Origin of the sequence: Psychrobacter sp. Marseille-P5312, from assembly GCF_900291405.1 — a bacterium.
Lineage (GTDB): Bacteria > Pseudomonadota > Gammaproteobacteria > Pseudomonadales > Moraxellaceae > Psychrobacter > Psychrobacter celer.
Genome location: NZ_OLML01000001.1, coordinates 599,883 through 619,519, shown reverse-complemented (window position 1 = coordinate 619,519; position 19,637 = coordinate 599,883). Strand labels below are relative to the sequence as shown.

Below are 19,637 nucleotides of genomic sequence, written 5' to 3'. Positions count from 1 at the left end.
TGAGCGATGTATGAAACAAATTTTACGACACTCGTTTGAAGCAGTCAGCTTGCTGACCACAAACCACGGTATGCTGGATGTCACTTTTATTCCCGCTTTTAATCAGCCTGATTGGATTATTCCAAGCGGTCTGATTTTGAGCATTGAGGACACTCATGAGCGCGCCTCCAGCTATCATTGGCAGCAGCAAGTATTGCCTGTGTTTGATCTGCTCACGCAAGAACAAACGCCTGATAAGATGATTATACTGGAAGGTAACACCATAGAGCACCGCATGGCGCTCCAGACGTCAGGTCAATTGTATCAGCGCCAAGTGGGTATCTCTGATGTGAAAGATACAGATAGGCAGGCGTATTTTGCCGACTCTGACAGCGCGGATAAAATTACCGCCGAGGGACGCTTTACGGCAGAGGGTATGCTATCCTACCTTTATCAAACGGTGATGATTGAGGACACCGTTTATGTGGTGCCTGATTTAGAAAAAATCGCGCATCAGTTGGTTGAGATGGACAGCTAGCGTTCGGTTGGTATCGTTAATCTGTTTTAAAATAGATCTACGGCTATTCATTTTCCTTGTGTGCATTGCCAACCAATCACTGTCATAAATAGCGATAAGGATAATAGAGCAGCTCATGAATAACACACAGTCAAATATGTCCAAGTGGTCAGTCACTAGTCGCGTGTTTCATTGGATTAGTGCGGTCTTGTTGCTAATCACTTGGATTCTGATATTGTTATACGAAAACCTCGATAGCAATCTTTATATCGGCTTGCATAAGGCGTTTGGGGTCAGTTTATTGTTTTGGATGATCGCGCGGGTGATTAACCGTGTTTTTACCAAAGCGCCGCCAGCACTGCCCATGCCAGCTTGGCAGTTGTGGGTCTCTAAACTGTCGCACTTTGCCTTGTATGCCACATTGATCGCGATGCCGTTGGCGGGTTTGTTGATGTCTGTATATGGTGGCAGACCGGTAGATATTTTTGGTTTGTTTCAGATTCCAGTATTTGTCACACCAGATAGAAGCTTGGCGCGTTTTTTTAATGACATGCATACCGATATCATTTGGCCGATGATTATCGGCTTTACATTGCTACATATCGCTGCAGCGTTGTATCATCAGTTTGTCAAAAAAGACAACCTGCTCGCTCGTATGAAATAAGCGCACTGAGTATCGATATTAAGCGTATGCGGCGTAGGCGATGGACTGACGCATCGAGGTATAATAGAAGCCCGTCTCATATGAGTAATGTTCATATCACTTGCTAAAAGTCACCCATCAGATTGCCACATAGAAAAGCCCTAAGTAAGATGCTTAGGGCTTTTTCGTATGCGTCACAAAATCGCTGATAAGAGGCGCTGTACTGCTAGACTTATCTTTTTTTGTGCTCAGGCAAATTGATGTTCATTTCTAAGACGTCTAAGCTGTCTTCGGAGCGATGATTGATATTGACATCATCAATCTGTACGCCATTGACGTATTTATTGACCACCTCTAGTATTTCACGCTTCATTTTTTCGATGCGATCGGCGGTGAGACGACTGTTTAGGCGGTTTTCGCTTGCAACGATGACCTTAAGACGCTCAGTGGCTAGGTTGGCGCTACCAGCACTACTGCTGTCATCAGTACCAAATAGGCTACTCCAAAATCCTTTTTTCTTACTCATTATTAACTCCCAAACCAGCGCTGTAGTAGACTCTTTTTCTTCACATCGATATGACGCAGCGGACGCTCTTCACCCAAAAAGCGGGCAACGATGTCATCATAACATTGACCAGCAACCGAATCGCCATAATGAATCACAGGCTCACCATGGTTAGAGGCTTCTAAGACGGAGTGGCTTTCGGGCACCACACCGAGCAATGGCACTTTTAAAATATCATTAGAGATGGTGTCAATGTCCATCATCTCATTTGCTGCTGCACGTTCAGGATTGTAGCGCGTGATGACCAAATGCTCACGGACGGAGCCTTGGTTTTCTGCAACTTTTTTTGTTTGGCTTTGCAAAATACCAATAATGCGATCTGAGTCACGAACCGAGGAAATTTCAGGGTTGGTGACGATGATGGCTTCATCAGCATGATACATGGCCAGCTGCGCGCCGCGTTCGATACCAGCAGGCGAGTCGCAGATGATATAGTCAAACTGCTTAGATAGCTCAGACATGACCTCGCTCACGCCCTCATCTGTCAGAGCGTCTTTATCACGCGTCTGACTGGCAGGAAGGATATACAAGTTTTCAAGCTGTTTGTCTTTGACAAGCGCTTGCGACAAACGGGCATTGCCGTTGATCACATCGACAAAGTCGTACACGATTCGATTTTCGCAACCCATGATTAAGTCTAGATTACGTAGACCCACATCAAAATCGATAACGACCGTCTTATAACCACGCAATGCTAAACCGGCGGCAAAAGAGGCACTTGTCGTGGTTTTGCCCACGCCGCCTTTACCTGAAGTGATGACAACTATCTTCGCCACAATGGCACACTCCTATGAATCAATGGGATATCTATTATAAAAAATAGCGCACGCTTATATCGTTCACTGTAAATATAAGCACTACCTGCGAAAGTAGCCTAGCATAAATAAACAAAAATTTATAGCAGGTCTATACGGCAGTAAACAATCTGTATCAGTCGCCCTGCACACCATCAGATGCCAGTGTATTTATATCTAAACGACGATACCGAGTTCAATACCAATACCAATATCAATACCAGTATGACTCGTGCTATGACACCTCTCTATAGACTATAGACCGGCGTAACATAAACACCTTAATAGATGATATAACGAGCGCTGATGAATAGGGTAAATAGTGGCAGAGCCAGCAATTCATCATAGAGCAGTTTTGTTAAATAAACTTACAGTACTATTAAAGCGGTCATTATCTATAGCGAGACTGCCAATATCGTAGCATTATTTGTCGCCAGCCATGTTTTTATTTGCGCAGACGTTTACAAGCCAGAGCTGCTGGTATTGATTGCGGCTGGCATTTTTGTCTACGAGCGCTATACATCATCCATGACTGTAAATACTAAACCTTCTCCTTCGACAAACCGCACTTGTACTGATTTGTCGATCACGTGCTCAGGTAGGTTGTCGCGCAGGCAGTAAGTGCCAGCGACCGATACCAATGAGGGGTTAAAGACTTGACAGAAGATACGCGCGTCTTTGTCGCCGGTGGCACCTGCTACCAGACGGCCTTGCGCACGCCCATATACGTGTAGGCTGTTGTCAGTGATGGCTTCAGCGCCGCTATTGACGCTATTGGTCAAAATCAAATCGCCGCCCACATGATTGAGGCTTTGGCCTGAGCGTAGCATTTGGTCATAAATAAGGCTGGTGATTTGTTCAGCGCTGACCAATGTCTCAGCGGCAACATCAGCGAGCGTTGTCTCAGTGGTAGCGGTGCTATCTGTCGCGGAGTTGTCTTTTGGACTGCTGGCCGCGCTTGATTCAGCAGGTTGGTCTGCGGTGACTTGCTGACGCTGGGTTGCTGGTTTTTTGGTCGGTAAGATGCGCTCGATACGCTTGCCATCAGCAGGAAAAATGGCCAAACGCAGCTCACGCGCCTGTGCATCCAGCAAACCTGTGACGACACCGATGGGCTGTAGTCCCCACGACCATAGCAGCTCTACCAAAGCAGAGAGATCCTGCTCGACCTCGCTATCGATAAGGACTGGGATATTGCTCGATTTACCGCTGAGTGTGGCTGCAAGCTGAGCTTCGATAGCACTGAGATCATCTGTGCCAAACTGCAAACGCGAAAAGGTCAGCATCTTGCCATAAAACGCCAACGCTGGTGCGGCACTTGCGCCTTGGGTGCCATTATCTAAAACTGTCATATATCAATCCTCAAGAGATAATCTTGTCGCTGTCTTTACCGTACTATGCATTGTCGTGTCATACGCTGTATGACTCAGTGATGCTGTGTGATACCAGTCTTTATCTGGCATTGGGTTGATGGTCAAATGTATCGCTCAAAGGTTGAGCATGTCTTGATGTTTCCACTGCTGGACTTTTACCTGTGCTTCAAACTCCGTCAAACTGTCGTCGATAATACTAGAGACTAAAGCGTCCAGTGCGCTGTTGTCGGTGTCTATTTGCGCAATACCACTGGCAATGGCCACCATCAACTCATCTAAGCGTTCAGGGTCTAGCAGACGTTTATTGAGAGCGTACACGACGTTTTCCCCAATATTGTGCCCGACATGCTGTAGCTGCGACTCAATCAGGCTGCCAGCGATGGGTATCATGCGCAGATAACGACGCAGCTCAGGCGTATTGGCCAAGCCTTCTTCGATAGCACCGCCCATCTCACGGGCGAGTATGCTGCCGCCGCCTGAGGCTGCAGTCAGTGCCTGTAGTTTGGGCACCAGCTCTGTGCGCAGGACGGAGAGTACCGCAGCTTCTATCTCACGACGATTGCGCGCTATCGTGGACTCGATAAAGGATTTGTGTGTTTCAGGATTGGTCAGCTGCTGCCGAAAGTTTTGGATGGTGGTCAGTATCACGCGATCAGACAGCTCTTCCAATAAGAGGTCAATATAAAACTTGATGCGATTGATCCAAGGCTGCGGCAGTACTTGATAGCCAAGCTGATACAGACGGCGGCCAATGATGACAGCACGAAACAAGCGCAGAGCGCGCAGCTGCGGAAAACAGCCAAGCACTTCATACCAATGCACAAAAGGAAAAAAGAACCAGCGATAATATACGTTGTCTTTGATTGCAATTGCCCAGCGTAGCAACAGCTCTGCGATCAAAAATATCGTAAAAAACCCACCAGCGGTACGCAAGGGGTCGTGTAAGGTGTTTTGATACCAAAGCAGCGCCTCACTGATGCGCAGCCACTCTGCGACATGACTGCTAAAATTGCTCATCAAAATCGCATCGATACTGATCAACAACAGATCAATACTGATGACCACGATCATCACAATGTCATAAGCCAGCTTTGCGCGGTTTGGCTTTGGCCGATTGGGGCGACTGGGCGGCGGATAATCAGGTAGCCGAGTCGACTGATTGGGTACAGAGGCTGTGTTCAGCTGCGAGCTAGGAGTAGATGAGGCGGGCACAGTCAGACCTTATTAATGATGAAATGATAAACGGTACAAAGCATAGGTGAGATAGACGGCGTACGATACATACATCCTTACCATCATCACACCATCAGCGGATCATGACTCACATTATCAATGAATAGGACTAAAAAACAACCCATCTTTTATGATATCGGTCGCTTGCAATAAAAACGATACGTGAATGCCGATAGCGTGGCTCGCCGCGCAAGACCAGCCACCAGTGATTTGGCTGCTATTTAGCCATCATGCAGCATTCAATTATTATGAAGTATGGTCAGCGGCAGGGTTGTGCTCAAAATCTGCTAACATGGCGCTGATGCGCTGATCTTTGTCGCGCCAAACTTGCTCAATCCACGCAAACATTTGTGCTTTTACTTGCTCATCGTTTTCGTAGCCGCCGCGTTTAATCCCAGCAAACAGCTCAGCTGGGATGTCTAGGTATCTGACGTCAACGCCTAAGCGTTTGATATTGCCTTTCCACAGATCGCTGTAGGTAGGGACGCCATCAGGATACACGATGGTCATATCCAGCAGGCCATCCATCTCACTGCCCAGTGCATTGATGGCTAAAGAGAGTCCGCCTGCACGTGGTTTGAGCAAATGTGTATAAGGAGATTTTTGCTGTTCGTGTTTGGCTTGGGTAAAGCGCGTGCCCTCTAGGTAATTTAACAACGTGAAGGGCTTGTCTTTTAACAACGCGCAGGCACGTTTGGCTTCCTCGATATCTTGGCCTTTTAGGGCAGGGTTTTTTGCCACTGCTTCTTTTGAGTGTCGGCGCATCATTGGGAAGTCTAAAAAGTAAAACGCCTGACCCACGATTGGGATATAAATCAGCTCAAACTTGGTAAAAAACCGTGTGAGCGGCAAGCGTTTTTCGCTGATGTATTGGACAATGCTGGTATCGACCCAAGACTGATGGTTGCTAATGAGCAGATATTTGCCCTCAGTATTGACGTCGTCGGGCAGGCTGATTCGCCAGTCCTTACGCGGCAACATGTTATCAATCAAGGCATTATTGCTACTGATCCAGTGGTTGGTGATTTTGATGACGGTTTTATCGGCGATCGGTGCGCCGGTGATGATTTTGCCCACGCCCATTAACCATAAAGGAATACTACCAACGAAGCTGTTGGCTGCAATGACGCCTGTCGCCGTCGCAAGCGAGACCGCTTTTCCGAGCTTTGGGCTGCGCTTATGTATTTTTTTGATAGTAGATGTCAGTCGCATGCTAAATCCTTTTCAATCGGTATTGTTGGGATATTTATGGTCCACCGCTTAAGACAAAAGGTATGGTGAAGTAAGTTCATATACGAAGTGATTTTAGCAGAAAGCACTCATAGTGTACGAGTGTAAACGTGACTTACGATAACAAGTTTTGAGATGAGGCTGATAGTCGGCGTGAGAGCGAGTGACTTTGTGGGTAAAGAATTTTTTTTATGATTATCAGGGCTCATGAGTAAAAGATATCGTAGCAGAAGAAAACCGCATAAAGTCCTGTCTTTTTTAATAGTATATTCTGCACTTTTCATACATAGGTGTGACAAAATATTACACATAATGAGATTGTAATTGTCATAATAATGATGAGTGTATACAAGCACCTAAATAAGATTAATGGAAAAATCTTTATAAAAAGCCCAATTTATTTGTCATTTTAATGGTTTAAATTTAAGAGGAAATATTATGCGTAACAAATTAATGATTGCGGCAGTGGCTTCAGGCTTGGCATTAAGCGGTTGTACCACTGACCCTAACACTGGACAACAGCGTCTAAATAAAACTGCTTTAGGTACTTTAGCAGGTGCAGCAGGCGGCGCGGTAATCTCTGAAGCAACAGGCGGTGAGAAGACTGGCCGTGATGCGGCTATCGGTGCTGCACTGGGTGCTGGCGTCGGTTACTACATGGAGCGTCAAGCCAAGCAGCTTGAGCAGCAAATGGCAGGTACAGGCGTGACGGTTGAGCAAAACCCAACTACAGGTAACATCGACCTTGTCATGCCAGGTAACATTACCTTTGCTTTTGATGATGCGACCCTAAGCTCATCTTTCAAGCCAACGCTTGATAAGCTGGCCTCGACCATGAACCAGTATAACAAGACCACGGTAAACATCGCAGGTCATACAGACAGCCGCGGTTCAGCCTCTTATAACATGGGTCTATCACGTGACCGCGCTTATTCAGTAGCCAACTACCTAACAGCACGCGGTGTATCTGCTAATCGTATCAATGTAGTGGCTTACGGCGAGTCTCGCCCAGTTGCGGACAACAGCACTGACTATGGTCGCCAGCAAAACCGCCGCGTTGAGTTGACCATCAACTCGCCACAGAGCGTTAACTAATTTATCGTTCTATCGATAAGTAAAATAGTTATAATAAGTAGATCGATCATAAAAGAGTCAGCGAATTGCTGGCTTTTTTTATGCCTAATATCAGACTATCACTCACCATCGCCGTGAATACTGATGTAGAATTAAATATTGATAATGATTATCAATAACCCTATAATTCATAGAGGTTTTAGATAAATGCCGTAACATAAGCGCAATAACCGATACTGACTTTATCTACATTATGATATATAGATAAAGTCAGTACGCGCTGTGGCACTGACGACGATTTTTTCTTTTGTAATATCTTTGAGGATGTGTATGACGATTACCACAGGAACGAGCCGTAAGATTTTCCCCACCGCTTTGGCTGCTGCGCTGGCAGGGTTATTAATGGTGTCGGGTTGCACCAAACAAACCGACGAAAATGCCGAGACAAGTGCAGAGAGTCAAACAGAAGTACAAAGCGCAGAGTCAGTGGACAGCGGCGAGCTATCGGCGACCGATCAGGCACATACTGACAGATTGGTAATCAGCTATGCCAATATGGCTCATGCCGCCTACAAAGACTCACTTGAAACGGCTAAAGCGCTACAAAAGGCGGTAGAGACCTATGTAGAGACGCCCACTGAAGCCAATCTAGAGGCGGCAAAAGCAGCTTACAAAATGGCGCGTCAGCCATACTCTCAGACAGAAGTTTTCCGTTTTGATGAAGGGTTTGTGACGGCCAATGATAAGCGTGCCATCGATAGTGTCGATGGCTGGGAAGGTCAGGTCAATGCGTGGCCACTTGATGAAGCTTTGATCGACTATGTCAGCGATAGCTACGAAGGCGAGTACAACAGCCAAGACAATATCATCAATAGCGACAGCATCACGGTCGGTAGTGTCAAACAAGATACCAGCAATATTACACCTGAGTTACTGGCAGATATGAATGAGATCGGCGGTAGTGAAGCCAATGTCACCACAGGCTATCATGCGATTGAGTTTATGCTATGGGGTCAAGACACCAACGGTGTCAGCGCAGGGGCAGGCGAGCGCCCTGTGACTGACTATGTCACCGAAGCTGGACAATGTACCAGCGGTGATACAGTCAATGAAGACGTCAGTATCTGTGAGCGTCGCGGCGAGTTCTTAAAAGCGGCAGCGCAGTTGCTGGTAGATGACCTCACAGCGATGGAAGCTGAGTGGCAGCCTGAGAGCGAAAACACTCTACGTAGCGATCTGATGGCGCGTAAATACGACAATGGCCTACGTCAAATCATGTATCAAATGGGCAGCTTGGCCTTAGGTGAGCTGGCCTCTGAGCGCATGCAGGTCGCGTTTGTGACGGGCTCTACTGAAGATGAGCACGAGTGCTTTAGTGACTTAACTCACCTAAGCTATGCCAATAACGCACGCGGCATCCAAAACGTCTTTAATGGCAGCTATAAGACTGTCGCTGGCAAAACCATCGGTGGCTACGGTGTCAAAAACTATCTGATCGATAGTGGTCATCGAGAAGCGGCTGATAAGCTGACTGCTGACTTTAAAAAGGTCGAAGACGCCTTTAATGTCATCGTAGAAAAAGGCGAAAAAGAAGGCATCAAGGTCGATCAGATGATTGCAACGGTCGGTCAAGCGAGCAAGCATGACATCTCAGCAGAAGAGCAAAACAAACGCCGCGGCTGGATCGAGGCGGGTATCACAAGTCTGCAAGCGCTAACAGATGGTATCGAAAATGCGGCAAAAGCAGTCGGTATCGATAACTTAGACGCGGACGCTGGCTCACAGTTTTAAGCGATTGACTTCTCTCACATAGAATAATTTCATGATGTCGATTATGTTTTACAAGTCATGAAAAGCTGACGGAAGATATGTTTGTAAAAGGACAAGTTATATATAATACATGCGTTGTTAACGACCGTTAGCAACGTATTTTTACGTGCAATAAAATAGGTCAGACGTTGATTTATAGCGTCGATGCATTTTTATACCGTTATATTGATAAGAAGAAATACTGTTATAGCCAGCCATTTTAATGGTTCTACTTGAGAACTAAGGCAACACCTATGAGCGTCATTCCTGCCAAACCCTCTGCTTTCCCTTTCTTTTCTTCAAGCTTACAAGGTACATCGTTGAAACTTGCGCTCACCGTCGCAGGTGCAATCGCCATCAGCGCTTGTCAGCCCACGGATAGCACGTCAGACAGCGCATCGACCAATAAAAACACCAATGACACTGCCGTTGCAAGTGGTGAAGGCGCGTCCGCTTTGACGCCTAAACGTACGCAAACCGTGGAAGCACTGGCTGGCGTGCCGATGCAGCAGCTGGTGACATTTGACCCGCAAGAGATCAAACAAGGCGGCGACACGGGCATTAGCATTACCAGTAGCGAGAGTTATTCCAAACCCTCATCCAATCTGTCGGCCTCACGTAAGGGCAGTTTTTTTATTGGTAATGCATTTTTTCGTCAGCCGTGGGTGGTCGCACCTGCCAGTACCGATAGCCGTGATGGCCTGGGAGCATTATTTAACGTCGCGGCTTGTCAGTCTTGTCATATCAAGGATGGCCGTGGCCACGCACCGATGAGTAGTGAGGACGATGCCGATAGCTTGCTGATTCGTTTGGCGATGCCAGCGACCACCGATGAGGAGCGAGCGCAGCTGCAAAACTCGCTGATCGAAAAAGTCGTGCATCCGATGTATGGCGGCCAGCTACAAGATCGCGGTATTCAGGGCGTGCCTGCTGAAGCAAGAATCGCGGTGCAGTGGACAGACAAGCCCGTCACTTTCGCTGATGGTCACGTCGAAACCCTGCGCGCGCCCACCTTTCATCTAACCAACCCTGGCTATGGGGCGTTTGATGATGAGATGATGGTATCGCCGCGCGTGGCCTTGCCGATGATTGGGCTTGGACTGTTGGAACAAATACCTGATGACGATATCAAGAAACAAGCCGTCGATAATGACAGCTCTGATATCAGTGGCAAGTTTAACTGGGTCATGGATCCACAGACGGGCAAAACCGCGTTGGGACGCTTTGGCTGGAAAGCAGGACAAACCAAGCTTTTGACACAGAACCAAAGTGCTTTTAATGAAGACATGGGGCTGACCTCAAATATCCGTCCTCATGAGTCCTGCATGCCTGCGCAAACGGCGTGTGTCAATGCAACCACGGGCGCTGATGAGCAAGGCGGTGGTAGGCCGCCGGTGGAAGTCAATGACGAGGTGGCCAAGTTTGTGGAGTTTTATACACGCAATCTGGCCGTCCCGCATCGCCGCAATGCCGAGGATAAACTGGTACTTGCTGGCAAAAAACGCTTTTATGATATGGGCTGCCAAAGCTGTCATACCCCGCGCTATCAGTTGCCAAAAACCGACGATGACCATCTTGAGCAGCACGGACAAGTGATTTATCCTTATACTGATTTGCTGCTGCATGATATGGGCGACGAGCTTGCCGATCGGACGATCGCTGGTAAGCTGCCGGCCAAAGACGCGCAAGTAGAGTTTTTGGCCAACTCTTACGAGTGGCGAACGCCGGCTTTATGGGGTATTGGTCTTGCCCAAACGGTCGATCCGCAAGCGACGTTTTTGCATGATGGCCGTGCACGCACCTTGATGGAAGCAGTACTATGGCACGGCGGTGAGGCCGAAAAACAAAAACAAAAAGTCCTACAGTTAGATAAGCAAGGACGAGCTGAATTGACAGCGTTCTTGCAGTCGCTATAAATTGCTTGACCAAAGGCGTGTGGGCAAAGGGTGCGCTCTTAGCAAACGACCAATAAACAATTGATAAAACCACTCATACAAATACCGAGAAACTTATGAAAATAAACCCTGCTGTAGCAATGGCACTGTCTGCTTTGAGTGCGGGCCTGCTAATCAGCTGCGTCAAACCTGCAGATGAAAGCAAAGCGCCAGACTCTGAGGGTCAAGAAGTCGCGCAAGATAGCGCTGCTACGCCTTCTGTAGATGACAAAAATAACAGTACAGAGCGTATCGCTGCTGTCGATATCAGCGCTGAGACAGAAAAGACCTATCTGACCCATGTGGCAGGTGACCTCGTCATTCCTGCCTATGCCGATGCGGCGCGTCAAAGTGAGCTGCTGCATGATCTGGCACAAAAGCACTGTCAGTCAGACGTAGTCAGCGGTGATGAGCTGCAAGCGCTGCGGGATCAGTGGCTGGTGCTGGCACAAGCCTGGGCGCGCGCTGAGATGATCAACTTTGGGCCTGCCACCGCTAGCATGAGCAACCTATATATCAACTACTACCCTGATGAGCGCAGGCTGGTGCATAGCGGTGTGGCTGATTTGATCGCAGCCAATCCAAAGCTCACTGCAGAGCAGCTCGCTGATGAGAGTGCTATCGTGCAAGGGGTGCCAGGACTAGAAGAAGCCCTGTACGCCAATGATCGCTTGGATGCGGGGCAGTGTGCTTATGTGCTAAGCGCCAGTGATGCCTTGAGTACGCGCCTACAAAACATCGAAAAAGACTGGCAAAAAAACGCGACAACACTGTTGGCGATTGATAAAACAGCTGATAGCGATCAGGGCTTAAATCAATGGTTTAATTCTTTGTTGTCATTGGTTGAGACCATGAAATCTAACGCCATTGACCAGCCTTTGGGACTGACCGGCAAAGCCAAAGGTCATGTGCCAGCCGCCACCGCTGGCCAAAGCCGCGCCATTATCAATGCCAAATTAGCCACGTTAAATGAGGCGATGACCGACCCTGTCCTGACGGCAATCCTCGGCAGTAATAATGAAAACAACGTCGCTGATACGCTATCGACTGCCTTAGCAGATGCCACCACGCTATTGGCGCAGATGCCAGAAGATATCGCCACGGCTGATAAAGCAACGCAGCAAGAATTGTATGACCATCTGACCACCATTACTCGTATTATCAAGCGCCAGCTGATACCGGCACTCGGTATCCGTGTGGGCTTTAATAGTACCGATGGCGATTAAATAATGCGTAAGCGTAATGACGATACCCATAACCGAGCTTTACTATCGAAAGATAGCAATCAGTCTCGCCGCGAGCGACTGACGTCCGCTGTCATGACGACGCTCGCTAGCGTCACAGGTACGGCGGCGCTGGTCGCTATCCATCATCATTATCGTAAACGCCGGCAGCCCGATGCAAGCTTGCAAGATTACGTGATCGGTGTCCGCGCGCAGTGGCAGACATGGCAGTTGAGCAGTAGCTCAGAGCCACAGCCGTCGGAGCAGCCTAAGTGGTCAAAGCTAGCACGCTTTCGCCATGCTTGCCAGCAGGCGGCAGTGACATGGCAGCGAGCCTATCAGCAGCCTTATTCAGATAACACTGATAACAATGTTATCTCTGATTTGGCTGCTGTGAATACCACCACCATGATGGCACGCCCCATGTGCTGGGTGAGTGGGGTGGCATCTATGCCAAAAAATCTCACTGCCACTGACCACACTGATGGCCAGTCTGACAATGACTTTGGCGTCGTCGGTATAGACGCTGATAGACAGATCGTTTGGCAGACCACCATGCCTGAGCGTGTCCATGATATCGTCGTACAGCCGTCTGTCGATGGGGTGCTTGATACAGATACCCAGTACGATATGCAATACCATAAAACCAATCATCAGCAGCGCCGTGATGTCGTGGTGATGGGACGTCGCCCTAGTGAGAAGTTTTGGGTGCTTGATACTGCCACAGGGCAGGTCAAGACAGCTATTCAAGCGGCAAACCATCGACATTTTTATGGTCATGCCTGCTATAGCTTAGATGCCCAGCGTTTGTATGTGACCGAAAACGATACGGTGAGTCTCGATGGCAAAATCGGTGTTTATGATGCGACTGATGACTATCAGAAAATCGTAGAATTTGATGCTTTTGGTATCGGCCCGCATGAGCTGGTGATGCATCCTGACGGTGACACACTGGTGATCGCCAATGGCGGTATCAAAACCGAGCGTGCCTCACGAGAAGAGCTAAATCTCGATAGCATGCGCCCGTCATTGGTGTATCTCAATCGTCATACGGGCGCGTTGCTGGAGCAGGTCGTCCCAGCGCACAACCAGATGAGCGTGCGTCATCTCGCCATGCATGACGATGGCAGGGTGATGATTGGTATTCAGTTTCAAGGAGATAAGCATATCAATGTGCCATTGGTACTGACGCATCAGCGCGGCGATGCTGACTTCGAGCCGCTCACCATGCCTAATGACGAGTGGCAGTGCTTTCATCAGTATATCGCCAGCGTCGCCGTCGACAGTGTGCATGATTTACTATGCGTCACCACCCCGATTGGCGGCTGTGCAGTGATTTATGATTTAAATACGCGGCAGCTGATCGATGATGTCAATTTGCCAGATTGTGCGGGCGCGTCGGTGTTGGCTGATGAGAAAAAAGCAGGTTTTATCGTGAGTGATGGGCAAGGGCGGCTAACGACATTGGAGGTGAAGTCGGCACCGACAGCAGCCAACACATCGCTACATACCGCTTGGCAAGTGAGGAGCGACAGCAAGTGGCATAAAATGTCTTTTGACAATCATTTGCAAGCGCTATAACGGCGATAAGTGCTAAATAACAAAGCAAGAATGTAAGTATGTAAGGAGACAGGCCATCAGTTTACATGCGGTGAGACAACATCTTGCGCAGGCAGGGATAGAGCTGCAAGTCCATAAAAAGCGCGTCAAAAACATCAATTTTCGCTTAAAGCCGTACACATTGATGGTCTCCGCACCGGCTTTTATCAGTACCGCGCAGATCGAGCAAGCCATTGCCAAGCGTGTGTCTTGGGCAATCGACAATCATGCACAAGTCTTAGAGCAGCACCAGCGTAAACATCGTCCTTTAGCGGACGCTTCAACGGCCGACAGCTCTATTTTACTTTGGGGTGCCGAGCAATCTATCACACTCAGCCATGATAAAAAACTGGCCTATTACCGTGAGCAGCTTGCGGCTATCATGCCGTCATTGTTTGACAAATGGCAACCTGTGGTCGGTGCCTATGCCAATGAGATACGCCTAAAAAAGATGCATACGCGCTGGGGCAGCTGCAACACGCGCGCGCGTCGTATTTGGCTGTCTGTGTATCTGCCTGCCTATCCGCTTGAATGCACCGAATATGTCATCGTCCATGAGCTGTGCCACCTGCATCATGCCAACCATAGCCATGAGTTTTGGCAAACGGTGGCGACCGCGATGCCAGACTACCGGTATTGGCACAATATGCTAGCAGGCAAGACAGGGCAGTTGGATTAAGAATGGTATGGTCAATCCTATATAATAATATCGACCATAATACTGCCTAAAATACTGATATGATAATCTATAACAGTACAAAACGTATTATTTAAAATAAGAAATTAGGGATAAACATAATATGGAAAATGTCAGTCAAGCCGAGTTTTGGCAGCAGCGCTACGAAACCGATAGTATCGGTTGGGATATGGGACAAGTGTCGCCACCGCTCAAAGCCTATATAGACCAGTTGCCTGAATCTGCTAAGGCGCAGGCTATTTTGGTGCCAGGAGCGGGGAATGCTTACGAGGTAGGCTATTTGCATGAGCAAGGCTTTACCAATGTAACGCTGGTGGACTTTGCTCCAGCGCCCATCAATGACTTTGCCGAGCGCTATCCTGACTTTCCCTCTGAGCATTTAGTTTGTGCCGACTTTTTTGAGTTATCGCCTGCGCAGTATCAGTTTGATTGGGTACTTGAGCAGACGTTTTTTTGTGCGATAAACCCGCAGCGCCGTGACGAATATGTACAGCAGATGGCCGGTTTATTAAAGCCAAAAGGTAAGCTAGTAGGGTTGCTATTTGATAGGGGTTTTGGCCATACTCATCCACCGTTTGGCGGTGACGTCGAAGAGTATAAGCAGCGCTTTGAGTCGCATTTTGCTATTGAAATCATGGAGCCTTGCTATAACTCTCACCCTGCGCGCCAAGGCAGTGAGCTATTTATCAAGCTGCAAGTAAAGTAAGCTCTCGCCTGATATTCTTACGCGCTTGAGCTTCTAAGTGCTGATAGTAATAGTCCGTTAAATACAGTCTCGGATGGGCGAGCAAGCCCTTTAATACTTGCGTGCGTCCTACTCGATACGCCACTTTTGCAACATGAGCATACTCTTGTCGCACCGATTTAGCATATTCTTCATACTCAGGCCAACTTGCGCCTAAAACAGATAAATCCATATCGAGCAAATAGGCGGCGTCAAGGTCGGCATGGTCAGTAAGCTGATGATCTGCAGTCATCATTATTAGATCGTAAATACGTTTAACCTGTTTATAGGTCAAATATTTATCTAAGACTTGCACTGCATACTCAGCGCTTTTTAGCTCATTATCATTACGTATCGGCACATAAATCACGTCATGATAAAACAATGCTAAGGCAATAATAGCCGGCTGCTGTAGCTTATGGTTAATCTGCTCAAACTGACAAAAAAGCTGCTGCAAATGTGTGAGCGTATGATAAGCGCGAGTAGACTCATTGTAATGATTGGCGATATCCTGCCAAAACGCATGAGCTTGCGCAGGCTTAATATCGCTATTTGTAGCCGATAGTAGATGCTTCTCAAAGCATTGACTAAGACGAGAGCTGGTTTGCAAGAGGTCGGTCATATTTGCTTAGCTCTTATTGGCCGCTTCTTCTAATGCTTGTTTAAACACATTACCCAGCAAGTTGACATCATCGACCCGCGCATAGTTTAAACGCGTGACAAAGGCAATGTGACGATGCGGTCCGGCCTCGGAAAGTGGCACAGCGACCGCGTTTTGGTTATGTAGATGCAGCTGATCTAAGGCCATCTCTGGCACCAGCGTCGTTCCCATGTTGGCAAGTGCCATCTGAATCAAAGTATTGAGACTGGCATCAGAAAAGCTCGATTTCATCTGCGCGCGATCGAAATGACAGACGGATAAGGTTTGATCGGTTAAGCAGTGACCCTCGCCTAATAGCATCAGATTCGCGGTCGCTAGCTCATCAGAGCTAATGCTATCAAGTTTGGCGTGCACATCGTCTTTGGGAAATACCGCAAAAAAGTCCTCACTCCAAAACTCAAAACTGTGTAGCCCATCGACGGCATAAGGCAAGGCAATAATAGCAGTATCGATATGGCCGTAGCGTACCTGCTCGAGTAGGCGCTCGGTTTGCTGCTCGATGATGGTCATGCGAAACTCAGGATAATGCTCGCGCAGCGCGGGCAGTACTTTAGGCAGCAAGTACGGGGCAATCGTTGGAATGATACCGACCGTCATCGGATATGCAAGCGGGGTCTTGTGACTGTGGGCGCGTGTGGTCAAATCTCGCACTTCAGAAAACACCCGCTGCGCGCGTGTCAAGATATCTTGCCCAATCGGGGTGATCAGCACTTGCTTATTGTTACGCTCAAAAATCTGCGTATCTAGCTGTTTTTCGAGCTCAGCGATACCGAGACTCAGCGCAGACTGTGAAATATTGCACTCTTCGGCCGCGCGCTTAAAATGGCGGTGTTTGGCGACGGCTAAGGCAAACTCAAGTTGACGTAAAGTAATCATAAAACCTCTCTATTTATGGGCTTTTTAATGCTATCTTGTCAGATGATTGATGTCGGATACTTGCTTACTATCAGGCCAGCATACACGCGTACAGCACTGATGATAAAAACTAGAGATAATAGTTTAACAAGTTTAATAAAACAAAACATCACATTAAAAACTTTTAACTGGATTAACCATGAAATTCGCGTATAGTTTGTCATGTAGCCCAGAGAGTTAAAGGCTTGGTAAAAACAGCCAACTCTATCATCACAATGTAACTTAAAACACTGTAATCAAAAAAGGAGCCAATCATGGCAGCTATTATCAATCAAGAAATCCCAGAATTCTCAACAGAAGCGTTTGTAAACGGTGAGTTCAAAACCATCACTTCAGACGACGTCAAAGGCAGCTGGGCTGTATTCATGTTTTACCCACATGACTTTACTTTTGTTTGCCCAACTGAGCTTGAAGACATGGCAAACCATTACCAAGAGCTAAAAGACTTAGGCGTAGAAGTGTACTCAGTATCAACTGACACGCATTTTGTACACAAAGCATGGCACGACTCTTCAGAAGCGATTGGCAAAGTCACTTTCCCAATGCTAGGTGATGGCACTGGTAAAATCACTCGTGGTTTTAACATCATGATCGAAGAAGACAACGCAGCGCTTCGCGGTACTTTCATCGTCGATCCAGACGGCCTCATCAAAGTAGCTGAAATCCATGACCTAGGCATCGGCCGTAGCGCAAAAGACGTGGTCCGTAAAGTAAAAGCCGCTCAGTACGTTCGTGACAACGACGGCGAAGTTTGCCCAGCCGCTTGGGAGCAAGGTCAAGCAACGCTAAAACCAAGCCTAGATTTGGTTGGTAAAATCTAAGTAGTCGATTGACCTCTTAGGTAACGTTATGGTACTGACGACTAACTATGTTTAGAGCCAGTATCATAGACAAAGACCCTATCAGCAGATGTTGATAGGGTCTTTTTTTACATCTCGTCCACAGGTTGACACCAGATTTTACCAAATTCTATTTTCGGTTATTTATGCTGATAACAGGCTTTGCACGATAAGCGGCAGTGGATTATTCAAAAGCTTGTTTTATCATCGATGATTTAATCACAACCATTATAAGTATGAATATGATAATAAAGGAGTAAAATCATGAGTCATCAATCAGAAAATAAAGACTTTCCTCAGCAGCAGCAGTCTTTGCCCGGCTCGCAAAAACAACAACATCCAAGCCCTGAGGTACTGCCGCGCGACTATCCAGATGGCAAGCTGGCTGGCAAAGTCGCGATTGTGACGGGGGCTGATAGCGGCATCGGTCAAGCGGTGGCGATTTTATTTGCCAAAGAAGGCGCAGATGTGGTGGTCAGCTATCTATGTGAAGATGAAGACGCTAAGAAGACGCAGCATTACGTTGAGTCCTATGGTCGCCGCTGTTTATTGGTTGCCTCTGACTTGTCAAATGAAGACAACTGTAAGGCGCTCATTGATAAAACGGTTAAAGAGTTTGGCAAAATCGATGTTTTGGTCAATAATGCAGGCAGACAAGTCGAGCAGCAAACGCTCACGGACATCAGCACCGAGCAGCTCGATAAGACCATTCATACTAATTTTTATCCGCATTTTTGGCTGAGCAAATTTGCCCTGCCGCACATGCAGGCGGGCAGTAGTATCATCAATACTACCTCCATCACCGCCTACCGAGGCAGCGATCATCTAATTGATTATGCCGCCACTAAAGGTGCTATTTTATCCTTTACCCGTGCGCTCTCCAACAATTTGATGAGTAATGATAAAGGTATCCGCGTCAATGGTGTTGCGCCAGGGCCGATTTGGACGCCGCTTATCGTTGCATCATTCACACCCGATGAGATTGAAACATTTGGCCAAAGCTCGCCGATGGGACGAGCAGGGCAGCCAAATGAGGTTGCGCCTGCTTACTTGTACTTAGCAAGTGATGATGCAAGCTATGTGACAGGACAAGTGATACACGTCAATGGCGGCGAAATCATTGGCGGTTGATAACTATTCGCTAGTTATATTATGAAACAAAACCCCCATCAGCAGAAATTGATGGGGGGTTTATATGATTAAAAAATGTCTGTGTTTTTGCCCTAGGGCGTATGGTGCTAAGCCTGAGACTGTAGTTTGTTTTTATCGATGATTTGATAAATCTCATCTTTTAAATACAGCTTTCGTCGTTTCATTTGCTCGATTTCGTCTTCGCGGCTGGCATGTTTGACTGTGTCTTTTTCCAGCTGATTGATTTGCTGATCCAGCATGGTGTGCTCATCAAAAATGCTGGCAAAGTGACTGTCTTTTTGTTTTAGCTCGCTGATGATCTCTCGGTTATCTTGCCATGTATCAGTCTTTCTCATATTGTCATCCTTGTTATGAAGCGCCAGCTTGCCACAAACACCAGCAAGTATGAGCGCATGATCGTGAAGATTGCTGTAATGGTGAGACTTGAGGTTGATGCAGACAAATAAGAACCCTTCCCATTCGCCTCATTTGATTGTAGCGAAAAAACCGCCTTGATACCATGGCAATCCGTCAAGGGTGGTTTTAATATTAATCATGTTTGATAGATTATGATTGGTTTTATAAAACGTAAGGTTTGAGTTTCTCAGCTTGCCCAACATGCCTAAACACATGATAATAGAGACATCAAAGGGCATAAACCAAATGCCCAATCGCTTTTTTATAACAGAAGCAGCCA

At 47.4% G+C, this 19,637-nt stretch carries 19 protein-coding genes; 11 read left to right on the top strand and 8 right to left on the bottom strand.

Annotated features, from left to right (window positions below):
- Positions 1-10 precede the first annotated feature (10 nt).
- Both C6W44_RS02700 and C6W44_RS02695 read left to right on the top strand, forming a co-directional pair.
- Positions 11-517, top strand: coding sequence for a hypothetical protein (locus C6W44_RS02700; RefSeq protein WP_105244125.1), 507 nt, complete (start codon positions 11-13; stop codon positions 515-517).
- Positions 518-632: 115 nt separating this feature from the next.
- On the top strand, positions 633-1,160 hold the full coding sequence (locus tag C6W44_RS02695; protein WP_105244124.1) for a cytochrome b: 528 nt from the start codon (positions 633-635) through the stop codon (positions 1,158-1,160).
- Positions 1,161-1,371: 211 nt separating this feature from the next.
- Here the strand turns inward: C6W44_RS02695 and minE are convergent, their stop codons facing one another.
- The 5 genes from minE to C6W44_RS02670 form a co-directional block, all read right to left on the bottom strand.
- Entirely contained in the window at positions 1,372-1,665 is a 294-nt protein-coding gene (gene minE / locus C6W44_RS02690; protein ID WP_105244123.1) for a cell division topological specificity factor MinE, read from the bottom strand.
- Between the two features lie 2 nt (positions 1,666-1,667).
- Positions 1,668-2,480: a septum site-determining protein MinD gene (gene minD, locus C6W44_RS02685; protein ID WP_075100396.1), complete on the bottom strand. Its 813-nt coding sequence runs from the start codon at positions 2,478-2,480 to the stop codon at positions 1,668-1,670.
- 533 nt (positions 2,481-3,013) lie between these two features.
- Positions 3,014-3,850 (bottom strand): septum site-determining protein MinC, encoded by an 837-nt coding sequence (gene minC / locus C6W44_RS02680; RefSeq protein WP_105244122.1) that lies wholly within the window; start codon positions 3,848-3,850, stop codon positions 3,014-3,016.
- Positions 3,851-3,985: 135 nt separating this feature from the next.
- Positions 3,986-5,083, bottom strand: coding sequence for a hypothetical protein (locus C6W44_RS02675; RefSeq protein ID WP_105244121.1), 1,098 nt, complete (start codon positions 5,081-5,083; stop codon positions 3,986-3,988).
- Positions 5,084-5,350: 267 nt separating this feature from the next.
- Positions 5,351-6,316 carry an acyltransferase gene (locus tag C6W44_RS02670; RefSeq protein WP_105244120.1) on the bottom strand — a complete coding sequence of 322 codons (966 nt, stop codon included), beginning with the start codon at positions 6,314-6,316 and terminating at the stop codon, positions 5,351-5,353.
- A gap of 456 nt (positions 6,317-6,772) precedes the next feature.
- Between C6W44_RS02670 and C6W44_RS02665 the strand changes: the two genes are divergently transcribed.
- From C6W44_RS02665 to C6W44_RS02635, 7 genes are all read left to right on the top strand, one after another.
- Positions 6,773-7,429, top strand: coding sequence for an OmpA family protein (locus tag C6W44_RS02665; RefSeq protein WP_105244119.1), 657 nt, complete (start codon positions 6,773-6,775; stop codon positions 7,427-7,429).
- A 309-nt stretch (positions 7,430-7,738) separates the two neighbouring features.
- Positions 7,739-9,199, top strand: coding sequence for an imelysin family protein (locus C6W44_RS02660; protein ID WP_105244118.1), 1,461 nt, complete (start codon positions 7,739-7,741; stop codon positions 9,197-9,199).
- Positions 9,200-9,471: 272 nt separating this feature from the next.
- Entirely contained in the window at positions 9,472-11,133 is a 1,662-nt protein-coding gene (locus C6W44_RS02655; RefSeq protein ID WP_105244117.1) for a di-heme oxidoredictase family protein, read from the top strand.
- A gap of 95 nt (positions 11,134-11,228) precedes the next feature.
- Positions 11,229-12,377 (top strand): imelysin family protein, encoded by a 1,149-nt coding sequence (locus tag C6W44_RS02650; protein ID WP_105244116.1) that lies wholly within the window; start codon positions 11,229-11,231, stop codon positions 12,375-12,377.
- 3 nt (positions 12,378-12,380) lie between these two features.
- Entirely contained in the window at positions 12,381-13,955 is a 1,575-nt protein-coding gene (locus C6W44_RS02645) for a DUF1513 domain-containing protein (RefSeq protein WP_105244115.1), read from the top strand.
- A gap of 70 nt (positions 13,956-14,025) precedes the next feature.
- Positions 14,026-14,652 (top strand): M48 family metallopeptidase, encoded by a 627-nt coding sequence (locus C6W44_RS02640; protein WP_227526335.1) that lies wholly within the window; start codon positions 14,026-14,028, stop codon positions 14,650-14,652.
- A 121-nt stretch (positions 14,653-14,773) separates the two neighbouring features.
- The gene (locus tag C6W44_RS02635) at positions 14,774-15,376 is read left to right on the top strand and encodes a methyltransferase domain-containing protein (protein WP_105244114.1); all 603 of its coding nucleotides are present in this window, start codon (positions 14,774-14,776) and stop codon (positions 15,374-15,376) included.
- Here the strand turns inward: C6W44_RS02635 and C6W44_RS02630 are convergent.
- Both C6W44_RS02630 and C6W44_RS02625 read right to left on the bottom strand, forming a co-directional pair.
- Complete coding sequence (locus C6W44_RS02630; protein ID WP_105244113.1) at positions 15,357-16,016, bottom strand: hypothetical protein; 660 nt, start codon at positions 16,014-16,016, stop codon at positions 15,357-15,359. The genes C6W44_RS02635 and C6W44_RS02630 overlap by 20 nt on opposite strands.
- 6 nt (positions 16,017-16,022) lie before the next feature.
- Positions 16,023-16,931 carry a hydrogen peroxide-inducible genes activator gene (locus C6W44_RS02625; RefSeq protein WP_105244112.1) on the bottom strand — a complete coding sequence of 303 codons (909 nt, stop codon included), beginning with the start codon at positions 16,929-16,931 and terminating at the stop codon, positions 16,023-16,025.
- 293 nt (positions 16,932-17,224) lie between these two features.
- Between C6W44_RS02625 and ahpC the strand changes: the two genes are divergently transcribed.
- Together ahpC and C6W44_RS02615 are read left to right on the top strand one after the other, a co-directional pair.
- The gene (gene ahpC, locus C6W44_RS02620) at positions 17,225-17,791 is read left to right on the top strand and encodes an alkyl hydroperoxide reductase subunit C (protein ID WP_105244111.1); all 567 of its coding nucleotides are present in this window, start codon (positions 17,225-17,227) and stop codon (positions 17,789-17,791) included.
- Positions 17,792-18,073: 282 nt separating this feature from the next.
- Positions 18,074-18,940 carry an SDR family oxidoreductase gene (locus tag C6W44_RS02615; protein WP_105244110.1) on the top strand — a complete coding sequence of 289 codons (867 nt, stop codon included), beginning with the start codon at positions 18,074-18,076 and terminating at the stop codon, positions 18,938-18,940.
- A 107-nt stretch (positions 18,941-19,047) separates the two neighbouring features.
- Here C6W44_RS02615 and C6W44_RS02610 read toward each other — a convergent pair whose 3' ends face one another.
- Entirely contained in the window at positions 19,048-19,296 is a 249-nt protein-coding gene (locus C6W44_RS02610; RefSeq protein ID WP_105244109.1) for a YdcH family protein, read from the bottom strand.
- Positions 19,297-19,637 lie beyond the last annotated feature (341 nt).

Excerpts from the sequence above, each read along its gene's own strand:
- C6W44_RS02700 (WP_105244125.1), top strand. The coding sequence starts at position 11 with ATGAAACAAATTTTACGACACTCGTTTGAAGCAGTCAGCTTGCTGACC.
- C6W44_RS02695 (WP_105244124.1), top strand. The coding sequence starts at position 633 with ATGAATAACACACAGTCAAATATGTCCAAGTGGTCAGTCACTAGTCGC.
- minE (WP_105244123.1), bottom strand. The coding sequence starts at position 1,665 with ATGAGTAAGAAAAAAGGATTTTGGAGTAGCCTATTTGGTACTGATGAC.
- minC (WP_105244122.1), bottom strand. The coding sequence starts at position 3,850 with ATGACAGTTTTAGATAATGGCACCCAAGGCGCAAGTGCCGCACCAGCG.
- C6W44_RS02670 (WP_105244120.1), bottom strand. The coding sequence starts at position 6,316 with ATGCGACTGACATCTACTATCAAAAAAATACATAAGCGCAGCCCAAAG.
- C6W44_RS02665 (WP_105244119.1), top strand. The coding sequence starts at position 6,773 with ATGCGTAACAAATTAATGATTGCGGCAGTGGCTTCAGGCTTGGCATTA.
- C6W44_RS02660 (WP_105244118.1), top strand. The coding sequence starts at position 7,739 with ATGACGATTACCACAGGAACGAGCCGTAAGATTTTCCCCACCGCTTTG.
- C6W44_RS02655 (WP_105244117.1), top strand. The coding sequence starts at position 9,472 with ATGAGCGTCATTCCTGCCAAACCCTCTGCTTTCCCTTTCTTTTCTTCA.
- C6W44_RS02650 (WP_105244116.1), top strand. The coding sequence starts at position 11,229 with ATGAAAATAAACCCTGCTGTAGCAATGGCACTGTCTGCTTTGAGTGCG.
- C6W44_RS02645 (WP_105244115.1), top strand. The coding sequence starts at position 12,381 with ATGCGTAAGCGTAATGACGATACCCATAACCGAGCTTTACTATCGAAA.
- C6W44_RS02635 (WP_105244114.1), top strand. The coding sequence starts at position 14,774 with ATGGAAAATGTCAGTCAAGCCGAGTTTTGGCAGCAGCGCTACGAAACC.
- C6W44_RS02630 (WP_105244113.1), bottom strand. The coding sequence starts at position 16,016 with ATGACCGACCTCTTGCAAACCAGCTCTCGTCTTAGTCAATGCTTTGAG.
- C6W44_RS02625 (WP_105244112.1), bottom strand. The coding sequence starts at position 16,931 with ATGATTACTTTACGTCAACTTGAGTTTGCCTTAGCCGTCGCCAAACAC.
- ahpC (WP_105244111.1), top strand. The coding sequence starts at position 17,225 with ATGGCAGCTATTATCAATCAAGAAATCCCAGAATTCTCAACAGAAGCG.
- C6W44_RS02615 (WP_105244110.1), top strand. The coding sequence starts at position 18,074 with ATGAGTCATCAATCAGAAAATAAAGACTTTCCTCAGCAGCAGCAGTCT.
- C6W44_RS02610 (WP_105244109.1), bottom strand. The coding sequence starts at position 19,296 with ATGAGAAAGACTGATACATGGCAAGATAACCGAGAGATCATCAGCGAG.